The sequence below is a fragment of the Bacteroides sp. Marseille-P3684 genome (genome assembly GCF_900291465.1).
In the GTDB taxonomy this organism is placed as follows: Bacteria; Bacteroidota; Bacteroidia; order Bacteroidales; family Bacteroidaceae; genus Phocaeicola_A.
Window position 1 is genome coordinate 173,081 of sequence record NZ_LT985808.1, and the last position, 11,466, is coordinate 184,546.

At 45.4% G+C, this 11,466-nt stretch carries 8 protein-coding genes; 1 reads left to right on the plus strand and 7 read right to left on the minus strand.

Features of this window, described 5'->3' with window-relative positions; translation table 11 throughout:
• Positions 1-18: 18 nt before the first annotated feature.
• The 7 genes from rpsG to C8275_RS00775 form a co-directional block, all read right to left on the minus strand.
• Complete coding sequence (rpsG, locus tag C8275_RS00745) at positions 19-570, minus strand: 30S ribosomal protein S7 (protein WP_199881830.1); 552 nt, start codon at positions 568-570, stop codon at positions 19-21.
• 70 nt (positions 571-640) lie between these two features.
• Positions 641-1,045, minus strand: a complete 405-nt coding sequence (gene rpsL / locus C8275_RS00750; RefSeq protein WP_022384885.1) for a 30S ribosomal protein S12 — start codon at positions 1,043-1,045, stop codon at positions 641-643.
• Between the two features lie 413 nt (positions 1,046-1,458).
• Entirely contained in the window at positions 1,459-2,562 is a 1,104-nt protein-coding gene (locus tag C8275_RS00755) for a TlpA disulfide reductase family protein (RefSeq protein WP_157948113.1), read from the minus strand.
• Positions 2,563-2,574: 12 nt separating this feature from the next.
• Positions 2,575-4,245 (minus strand): PKD-like family lipoprotein, encoded by a 1,671-nt coding sequence (locus tag C8275_RS00760; RefSeq protein WP_157948114.1) that lies wholly within the window; start codon positions 4,243-4,245, stop codon positions 2,575-2,577.
• Positions 4,246-4,323: 78 nt separating this feature from the next.
• Entirely contained in the window at positions 4,324-5,073 is a 750-nt protein-coding gene (locus C8275_RS00765; RefSeq protein ID WP_106483694.1) for a DUF4843 domain-containing protein, read from the minus strand.
• 19 nt (positions 5,074-5,092) lie between these two features.
• Positions 5,093-6,703 carry a RagB/SusD family nutrient uptake outer membrane protein gene (locus C8275_RS00770; RefSeq protein ID WP_106483695.1) on the minus strand — a complete coding sequence of 537 codons (1,611 nt, stop codon included), beginning with the start codon at positions 6,701-6,703 and terminating at the stop codon, positions 5,093-5,095.
• Between the two features lie 13 nt (positions 6,704-6,716).
• The gene (locus tag C8275_RS00775; protein ID WP_234395675.1) at positions 6,717-9,722 is read right to left on the minus strand and encodes a SusC/RagA family TonB-linked outer membrane protein; all 3,006 of its coding nucleotides are present in this window, start codon (positions 9,720-9,722) and stop codon (positions 6,717-6,719) included.
• A 524-nt stretch (positions 9,723-10,246) separates the two neighbouring features.
• Here C8275_RS00775 and C8275_RS14535 point away from each other — a divergent pair.
• Entirely contained in the window at positions 10,247-10,516 is a 270-nt protein-coding gene (locus C8275_RS14535; RefSeq protein ID WP_157948115.1) for a hypothetical protein, read from the plus strand.
• The last annotated feature ends 950 nt before the right edge of the window (positions 10,517-11,466 follow it).

Sequence of the window (11,466 nt, forward strand, 5' to 3'; positions counted from 1 at the left end):
CAGTTTATTAATACTTGATTAGAATCTGAAGTGAGCGAATGCACGGTTAGCTTCAGCCATACGGTGCATATCCTCCTTACGCTTGAAGGCACCACCTTGCTCGTTGAACGCATCGATAATCTCGGCAGCCAACTTGTCAGCCATTGATTTACCGCCACGCTTACGGGCAAATGCAATCAAGTTTTTCATAGAGATCGATTCTTTACGATCGGGACGGATTTCAGTAGGAACTTGGAAAGTCGCGCCTCCGATACGGCGGGACTTAACCTCAACTTGCGGAGTTACATTATCCAAGGCTTTCTTCCAGATTTCCAGCGGAGTTTTCTCTTCGTTGGGAAGCTTTGCCTTAACGGTCTCAAGGGCGGTATAGAAGATGTGATAAGAAGTATTCTTCTTTCCGTCGTACATCAAGTGGTTTACAAACTTAGAAACTTTTTGGTCGCCGAATACGGGATCCGGAAGAACCACACGTTTTTTTGGTTTTGCTTTTCTCATTTTGTTTGAACATAATGTTTTGTTTGAGGCTGCAATCTTGTTTTCTTCAACGCTTCCTCTGAAGCATTTACTCAACCTTTAAGCATTTTCCACCAAACCAAAACGATTTTAATAAATAAATTTCCTTTCCAGAAAAGTCGGTTGATTACTTCTTACCCTTACCTGCAGGAGCCTGACCCGGTTTCGGACGCTTGGCACCGTATTTGGAACGACGTTGGGTACGGTTAGCCACACCGGCAGTATCCAAAGTACCGCGAACGATGTGATAACGTACACCCGGAAGGTCTTTCACACGACCGCCACGTACCAGGACGATGGAGTGTTCCTGCAAGTTGTGACCTTCACCCGGAATGTAGGAGTTCACCTCCTTCTGGTTAGTCAGTTTCACACGGGCAACCTTACGCATTGCCGAATTCGGTTTCTTCGGAGTAGTCGTATAGACTCTGACGCAAACGCCACGTCTTTGAGGACAAGCGTTCAATGCCGGAGACTTACTTTTCTCAACCAGAACCTTTCTTCCTTTTCTTACTAGTTGTTGAATAGTAGGCATTTCTGTTCGATTTTAATTATTATATATTGTTTTGTTACTTTTCTGTTGAAGCGAAAATATACTTTTCGGGCTGCAAAGTTACTAATAACATTTTAATTAGCAATAGGTTTGTAATCTTAAAATAACCGAGACTTCCGTTTTTATATTTTTTATAGGAGTTTGACACTTTGCAAGGAATAGTCAGGTTACAATCAGAGGGGTTCTTTTAGGATTCTGGAAGAAATCTCGCTTGGGTGATACTGAACACATGCGAAGGCAGATTCAATCTTCATGCATTATGACAATCACACAAGAAAAGTTTATGGCATCCGTCTCTTTTTTATATATGACAAGACCTGGAGGCCACAGACAATATCCAACAACTGCCTTACGCCCCCAGGTCCAACTCTCAGAGTTAACCTAGAATGAATATATCACTCATAAATTTCAGCCAACTTACGGCGAAGTGCATCTCCACGTAGTCCAAAAGCGACAATCTTTCCATCCGGACCTATCAAAAGGGTAGCAGGTATGGCACGTATATCATACAATCGGGCGGCTTCGCTTTTCCAAGCCTTCAGGTCGGAAAGCTGCATCCAGACAATCTCCAGCTGCTCCACAGCCTTCATCCAGTCATCCTTGTTATTGTCCAAAGAGACACCGATTATCTCAAAGCCTTTCGGATGATATTCCTGATATAGCGTACTCATCTGCGGCATTTCAGCCCGACAGGGACCGCACCAACTGGCCCAAAAGTCAACAAGTACATAGTTCCCATGCCCGGCATAATCCGAAAGTTTATGAATCACGCCTTGTGAATCGGGTAAAGCAAAATCAGTAAAAGGAGCTCCCTCCGCTTTGCGCTTGGCTCCTTCCATTTTACGGCGGGTAGAAGCCAACAAGGGATTATCCTTATACGGATAGTCACGTAAGAATGACTCCAAAAAGTCCATACCCAACACATCATCATAGTTGAGAATAAAATAGGTAGGAATCAAATTGTCCCTATTATCCAAGATTCCCTGACGAAGGGCTTTCATCTGCCGTGTAGACGCTTCCTCCCATTCCTTATCCAAACGTCTGGCTACCGAATCAGGCAACTGCCCATTGTTTTCTTCAGTCTTTTGGACAGCCTCCTGCTGTATGCGGCGTTGCTCAACTCCTCCTTGATTGATGGCTGCAGTAATGGCCGCCATGCGTGCATTGATATCAGAGCCTTCCACTAGAACACCCCGATCAAGCGTCACCTTCACAGGCATGTCATCGAGAATAAAAGCCGCCACCACACTGTAACCGGTAGGAGTGCCACAAATAGAAGCCAATATGGGCAACTCAGCGCTTCCTTTAAACGTATAAATACCATTCACACAAACAGCACTATCAATTGCCACCCTGTCAGCCAATGAAAACAGGTATACTTTCTCTAGATCAAAACCTGTATCCGATTGATGGTTGACAAATGTCACCTCATAGGCAGACTGTGCCATCAATGGCAAGCAACAAATCAGGAAAGCTAGTATAATTATACAATTTCTCATATACATAATCGATTAATCATTAAACTTGTCATTAGAGGGAGACTGCTGTCCAAGCTGACGAACCTTGAATACTTTAGCTCCAACATTTCCTTTAAACAACAGGACGGGCAGATCATAAGTCTTTATGTCATAAATCAGCACATCGCCATTCTCACAGCCTACAAATAACTGATTGCAATTATAATAAGCCAATGTCAAACAAGTGACTGGCGATGTGATATCAGGCAACGACATTGTTTTCGTTTGGGTCGAAGCAAATACAGTCCCGTCATAAATCATATAATGCACCTGATTATCTTTTGAATAGAAAATCGTACGGGCTGCCGTTCGGCAAGTCGCCGGGAAACGGTTGCTTCCGCTGGAAACAAAACAAGAAGATGCATCAAAACGGTCTTCCAACATCCTATCGCTAAATTGGAATTGATAAGGAGACAGGTTGGGACGCAGTCCTTTCATATAAACACTGAAATGACGTAATTGAGTTCCACTTTCCCCTGGCAAATTATACAGACAGACAAACACCATTTGCCCATTCATCGGATAAAACCGATTCAGACCAAGATAAAGGATCTCCGTGCCTTCAGGAAATTCACCAACCGGAGCCCCCTGAGTGGGTATGCCCGACAGGGCTACAATCTGCGGCTGCGATACGAGCAACTTGTCTCCCTCCGTACCCACAGAAACTTCCTGCAGGCTAACCGCTGCTATCAAGATACGACGGTTCAACTCATCATAACACGGTATCATGCCATTAAACAATGCATTGCCAAACTTGGAAACCTTGTACCCCTTTTCATCTATATAGTAAGGCTCACTCAGGTATTTGCCTCCCAAATAATTCTTTGACATCACACGGGTATAAATCTGTCCATCAGCTGAAGCCAAGAATGTAGCAGGCTGATACATATCTGTTCCATCGTGATCTGCACGTGCCTGTAATTTGAATCCTGCAGGAACTCCATTCAAAAATTGCTCTCCGCCAATCATGGCATGCAGCGTCAAGTCCTCAGCATTCAATTCATAACCTCCCCGATCGGTAACGACCGTGAGCGAACCGTTTTGTCCGACATGCCTATCAAGAGCCCAATTAAGGCCGATGGGCTTGCCTGCAATCGACTGTCCGGCATTAGCAGCCTCATAGGCATTTTTGACAACCTCATATTTGGCTACTTGCACACCATTCTCCATGACATTCATCTTCCGTACTGCCGCCATACCCGCTTTTCCTCCATTGTCCGTGAGAATCATCCAGTTTCCACTGGAATAACGAGGATAGCACCACAACATGATTTTTGCCATGTATTTCACCCCCGTCGATTTCTCCACCACATTGAAAGTGCCGTATGTTCCCATGGAACCGGAGAAACTTTCTATACCGGCTTTCTCCATCAGCTCTTCCGTTTTCATGGCAACTCTTATCCCTTCAGCCACAGTGTTTCCATTGACAACCCATTCATAGGACACTTCTTCTGAACGCTCCAGGGAGTCAGTATCCCAGGTAAAGAGCGGAGCACCATTCAGTATGACCTCACCATCCTGATAACCGACAAAGTAAGTTGGCTGAGTGTAATCCACCAACCAATGAGGCGGATTGGTCACTTCATAATCGTAATTTCCTTCATCTTCAAAGCAAGCGGTCAATACCAATACGCTTGCTAACAGACCATATATAAGTTTATTCATAATCAGCATTTTTTATTATCACATTCAACTTTCATACGCTCAAGTCACAGTGGAACACCGACAAAACTTGAGTCCTTTTTATACCGGGACGTCCAACAGAGATCCATCCTCATCGTAGGTAGGATTTTCTATGAGCCATTTCTTAAAGTCCAATGCCAGCTTACGCGCCCAGTCAGGAGAGTCCTCAATGATTTCCTTATTCAATTCTCTCGCACCCGGAACATTCTCCAGGAAGAGCTTATATTTCAAAGGTGAATAAGTGCCCAACAGGTAAGTTGAGACTTCAATGTTCCACCATTCGGGCCGAACCGGGTTCTTCGATACATAGATGATGGCCCGCGAACGTTCATACTGTCCAACTCCCAATGCTTCGGAAGGGACAATTTCAAGGACCAGACGGAACCCATCTTCCAGGCTCTGAAGATGTGAGGTACGATTGAGCTGAATCCGAATCGTGTCCTGCATCTGCAGAGCATCGTCCCGGACGGGCAATGCACGGAAGGTGTACTCATCCTGCAAAGTATAATCTTCCGGGAGTGCTGTAGTCAATTCATCCACGACTCTCAAACGGAAGTGCGCGTCCCGTTCCAGTTTTCGTCCTGCCAGCACCACTACAAGCTCTGCATGTTGAGTGGTATTTGCAGCTTCATTAAAGTAGAATGTCACCTGAGTCGAATCCGACTTCTCATTACCTAGCATGGAATCATGCCAGAACTTCTCAAAATAGACCATGTGTTCGTCACCAAACACCATTATATCTTGTTCCTCACAGGCCGTCATCAGCATTCCGCCAAGAACGGTCATCAAAAAGATTACTTTCTTTATCATAATCAGGCGAATTAAATGATTACATCGTTTGATTGGCAGGGACAGGCAACATATATTCTGATTTGTTAAGCCTGCGTTCCCCATTAGCCGTCTTCACTTTAGCTCCCAGACGTTTATACAAATAGAAGAGTTGCCCTTCAGAGATCCATTCGCGTTGCGCATCGCGTGTCATATCTTGCAAGAAGCGCTCCAGGTTGTTAGACACATCCAAAGGCATATAGATTCCGCGACTGTTACGGATAGCGTTCAATATGTCATATGCCTCCATGAAATTGCCTTGGCGTGCATAGTGTTCCGCCATGATATAGCGCATTTCAGTAGCTCTGATGACAGGCAATGTCTGTAGGTTCTTCGTGCGAATATCCTTGTCTTCACTACAATACCATTTTGTGGATATGCGATAGTCATCACCATAGTCAAATGCCGCATAATCAGGTTTGAACAACAAATACAGATACCGGTAATCCTGTTCCTTCTCATCAACACCTGCTCTGTTCTGGAATATCTCCTGCCCATTCACATCCACAGCCAGCCAACGGGCATTTCCACCTTGAGCCTCGGAACGCTTCTGAAAGAACGTACCCAAATCATAGTCGAGGTAGGAATCTTCGTTGTAAAGAGCAAATATCAGATTGGAGACAGTCTTCAAGTCCGTCCGTGCCTCATTGTTTTCTGCAGCAATCATCGTATACCAGTCATCCTGTGTAAACATGTCGTAAACCATCCCGTTAGCTCCTTTAGCTTGAAAGGTCATCACCTCATCTGCACATTCGAATGCCAGAGCATCCTCACCCATGTACTGATAGACACGCGCCAACAGGGCGGTGACGGCATAATAATTCAAACGATAGCCTCGCTCCAGAAAGAAGTCATCAAGCCCCGTACCATCCGGATGTCCTTCCATGCCATAATCCAATTGATTGTAGAAACGGGCATTGGCGGAAGAGTTGGCACTCATGCCGATGGCTGTCGTGTCAATACGTGCAGTCAGTTTTTGCGCTTCTCTGAGGTCATTGACCACTTTAGTCAAGAAAGTCCTGACATCAATGGCTTCCGGCTGGATATTAGGATACACATCCACATAGGGAAGATACTTCCCGCTTTCGTTTTCTATCGGTGCCGGCGCAAACAGACGGCACAAATCAAAATGCATCAACGCGCGACAGGCATAAGCCTCGCCCAGAATCATGTCACGTTCCAGTTCGCCCTCTGCAAACTTTTCAGGAGCTTCATCCCTCACGTTCTGGATGAGATTATTCGCATTGGCTATCACGTTGTAACCATCTTTCCAGATTGCATCAATGAGCTCTCGCAAGCCTACATCATAATAGTTAAACGCCTTGGCAGCCTGATAAACCGTATTACCGGTTGTACCGTTAGCAGTCTGCCACGCCCACGTATACTGCTGGGACATACAGTCCACAATGCCGAATTGCAACTCCCTCCCATACAGATTTGGAGAGGTCATCGCCTTATACACGCCACTCAACATCGTGCGGTACCCATCTCCCGTCTCAGTCAGTTTGTTATTGGTAGCTTGTCCATCCGGTTCTATGTCCAACCAACCCGAACAAGCCGTCACTACGCACAGCACCAATAATAAATAAACGCTTGTATATACTTTTTTCATAACATTTCAAGATTTAAAAGCCGAGGCTCAGAGTAAAACTATAATTCTTCGCATACGGATAACTCGTACCCCTTTCCTCGCGGATGGTAGACCAACGAGCCAGGTCGTTGGCATTGAAACGAACCCCCAAGGAAGCAAGATGCAGCCGTTGCACAATCCGCTGATTGAAATCATATCCCAGAGAAAGTCCACTGAAAGCGAGGTAATTGTTATCCTGCACAAAACGTGACGTAGGCTGTGTCTTCACCGTCGACTTCATGTCATAGTAGGGAGCCACATCCCCGGGATGTTGCCAACGCTGGGTCAACACACGCCGGTCTACATTACTGTTCTCAATATCGGCCTCTTCCACTTTTGACAGGAGTGTTTCATTATAGTCCTGCCCTCCCCATTGATAGAGAAAGGTCGTGTTCACATAGGCTCCCTTCCAGCCAATGTTGATACCAAATGAACCCTGCGCTTTCGGACTCTTGTCACCACACACCACTATGTCTCCCGAGTTCCAGGTATGCGTCACCGACCCATCGCGTTTACGGAACATCTCTTTACCCGTTGAAGGGTCGATGCCCAATGAAGGTACTGCGTAGATAGCCGTAGTGGATGCCCCGACGTAATACTGCGTCAGCGGCACATACTTCAGTTCAGCATACTCAGCATTGTCCGCATGTTCGCCTTTACCGGCATAGAAATCCTGTACCCTCTGGTTGTAGGCTGCCGCATCCTGTCCCAGCTCGGTAATGCGGTTTTTGTTGGCAGCCACCATCGCATTCAACGCCACCGTCCAGTCACGGTCCTGATAAGGCACCACGTTTATCTTCAATTCATAGCCCTTGTTCAATATCGTCCCTGCATTCGTATAGAATGTCTCGAAACCGGATGAAGTACGGATATTCAGCTGGGACAACTGGTCGGTAGTTTCCTTGCGGTAATAGTTCGCTTCGATGGACAAGTGACGTCTAAACAGTTCCAACGCAATGCCAAAATCCCATGTTCCAGTCCTTTCCCATGTCAAGGCCGGATTACCCAACGCGATCAGCGTATTCGCCGGCGTGGAGGTGTACCAGTCATCCGACGTCTGATAAGTGGAGACTGCTGCATAGGACGGGAAACTGACATTACCCGTCACACCATAAGTAGCACGCACACGGAGAGTGTTGATGACCGGATTGTTACGAAGGAACTCATAGTTGTGGATATTCAGTCCCAAACCGGCTGACCAGAAAGGCGCAAAACGGTTGTCCTGCCCGAACTTGGACGAACCATCCATGCGAAATGAGAAATCGGCCAGATAAATATCGTCATAGGAATAATTCAATGCACCCAACAAGCCCACCAGACGGTCTTCATTCAAAGTCACCTGGGTTTTATTGGGCTGTTCAGCCGCGTAATTGGGCGAATGCAAATTGCTCAATTGGAATCCCCTGTATAAAACATTCGTATCAGTACCTTTGCTGGCCTGAGCATTCAGACCTGCCGTTGCGTTGATAAAATGTTTCTTTATCGCCTTATTATAATAGAACAAGGCATTTACATTCCAATTATACGAGGTACTGCCCGCCGTTTGGAGTGTCCCCTTTTCTTTACTCGGAGCATTCAGGAAGGCGGGGTCCTTAGGATCAACATAAGATTCGGCATTGGAATCTGTACGGGTGACAGAAAACGAGCCTTTGAAAAAGAAGTCATCCGTGAAATACAGATTGACCATCAGGTTATCGGTCAGGTCATTCAAGGACGTACGCCCGGAGTAGCTGCCCAAATAGCGTACCTGATAAAGCGGATTAGCTACATTGTTAGACGATATCAAAGTCTCCACCAGATTACCGTCATCATCATAAGGAGCATAGTAAGGTTTCAATATGGTATAACGCGAAAAGTCACCATAAGGCGAATTTTCAGACTTCGTCACCGTGTAGGTCACCTGATTCATGACCTGAAGCCACTTGTTGTAGCGATAGTCCAACGTAAGTCCCAATCCATACACATCCCTGAACGAGCCCTTCATGGCACCATTGTGCGTATTGTAGTTCAAGTCTACACTGTAACGAATGGATTCCACACCTCCCGAAAGGTTCATACTGTGAGTCTGGTTGAACACATTACGCACGGGTTGCGCCAGCCAGTCAGTCTGCACTCCGCGACGCACTTCATTCATCAGGTTATTATAGCGAATATCCTGATCAATCTGCCCCGCCTTGTTTTCACCGGTGAAGTAACCGGCCAACCGTTCCACTTCCAGCATTTCTTCGGCATTACACAGGTTATAGTCTGACAAATCCGGGAATTCCATTCCCCCTGTGAAATTATATGCCACACGAAGTTCACCCGGTTTGGGAGCAACCGTAGTCACCACAATGACGCCATTGGCTGCACGTGAACCGTAAAGTGCAGTAGCTGCCGCATCCTTCAGGATGGTCATGTTCTCAATCCGGTTAATATCCATGTCATAGATCTTCTGGACACTCACCTCAAAACCATCCAAAATGAATATAGGCAAGTTGGGATTGTCTGCCAGATTCGTACGCTGTGAACGACGGGCAGATTCCACATCCAACCCCCGGTTCATGCCGATGCTACTCTCACCCCGAATGGTAAACTCAGGAAGATTATTCGGGTCAGAGCCCCAGAGGTTGGACTCTTTCAGACGGAAAGAAGGCTCGAAAGCCTGCAGAGCCGCAATCGCATTCTTGTTGTTGGTTTTCAGCAATTCATCCTTGGTAACCACGGTGGCATTACCTGTGAAAGCATTTTTCTTCAATTGCTGATAGCCCGTCACCACGATTTCATCAATCTTCGAATTGTTTTTCAGTGTGACGGAGTAGGCATTCTTTTTGCCCAACATCAATTCAAACGACTCATAGCCCACATAAGAAATCACCAAGACCTTCACATCATCCGGCACACTGATGGTAAATTTACCATCTAGATCGGCTATTACTCCCTTGAAGTTCCGACCCTTTACCGTGACAGTCGCCCCAGGCAATGTTTCTCCGTCAGAGCCATAAACTACTCCGGTCACCACACGGTTCTGCTGCTGAGATACGCTTGTTACCGGAGCTTGACCAATAATCGCAGATGGGAATTTACCCCCCCCCACTAGGACTTGAAACAACCGTCTGTGTCACAAATAAATAACAGACACAGAGCAATGGAACGCGCATCGTTCCTTTCCATTCATTGTCTTTTCTTCTCATGGTAATTCTGGAAGATTTAGGTTTAAACTACTGTTAACTATTTTCAAAATAATTCTGTCAATGTCTCTCTATACTTTAACATCATTTATTCTGAATGGCTTTAAACATACGACTATTTTTGCAATAGAAACAAATAATAATTATTATTTTTTGTATCTATATTCATTTTTAACACTACTAACCTATCTTTTTCCCACACAGTCCGAATAGTCCGCCGCCCATCACAGCCCTCATCCCCCACTCACAGCACCCCTACACCTTATTATATATACGCGCACGCCATCCAGACAGAGAAACCACCTGCCTACGCTCGTCAGTGACCCATCACTTTGTCATTTTGTCAAAATGTCAAATGAATCACTCCACAGAGGCCTTCGTTGGAGCTAAAGACGGGGACGATGATCTTGCGGGCATTCTCGGACGATTTGCAAAATACATTTTCACACCAAATCCAATCGTTTCCTTTCCCTATGCCCTGCATGCAGAGCAATTGGTAGCACACAGAGTACTCACAGGAGAAAATACTCCACATTATAACAGTTCAAAAATGAACGATCCTGCCCTTCTTCCAGAGAGCAAACGTCCGTATTTTTTCATTGCGATTCCATTTTCTTTACATTGAGAGAGCAAACAATATTGTTTCACTCTTCAAACAATATTGTTTGACGAACCAAACACAAGTGTTTGAGATGCGAAACAATATTGTTTGGGACGTCAAACACTTGTGTTAACCGTTAACTTATCAAAATGCAATGGGCCCTACAGAAGGAAAGTGCAAATGCAATTTAACTTTCCATCGCTAGTTCAGTCGATTTTTCAAAAATGTGCGTTAGCTGAAAATGGCTTTTCAGGAAAATGGGAAAGTAAATAAGGCTTTTGACCTCACAAAATGTCAATCCATCCTTTGGTTCTGCCGATGTGCGGAGACTGTTCTCACCCGAGATGTCTTCCGAGTTGCTCCCGCAAACAGCACCGGGAACTTTTCTTCTCAAAACAGAAAAAGCTTATTGTATATTCTACGAACAGAAAACAGACCTCAGAAGGGTTTGAAATCCGTGAAAGTAGAAAGATAAAGAAAAGGAACAATTTTCACAAGAAACCGGACCTGATACAAGTGCATCTAACTGTCAATCCAACACAAAGCCTCAAAAATCTGCCCGTATTCCTTGGAGAAATGAAGTAAATCTCTTACTTTTATAGTGTTAGCATAACACTAACAATAAAAATAATAGACCTAGTCCATGAAAGAACCGACCTCGTTGAAGGTTTACATCTGTCAACAAAAAGGATAATAACCTCCAGCAGTAGGAAGGTCCGCTTAATAAATATACTTATGAAGATGTGTGTTAGACATAACCTGTTGAAGTCCGTCCGTGAGAAAGGCAGGACAAGCCATGAAAACCGACAAAGGCCGACAAGCATTCCTTACAATAAGGGTGCGGAGCGTCCGGCTGTTGTCCCTGCTGCATGTACAGCACATAGCCTGGCAGGCATCTATTGGCATCTGGAAGGACATCAACCTCTCAATCAAACATTTACCCCTCCCCACGAGCATTTAGGCAACAATTACAA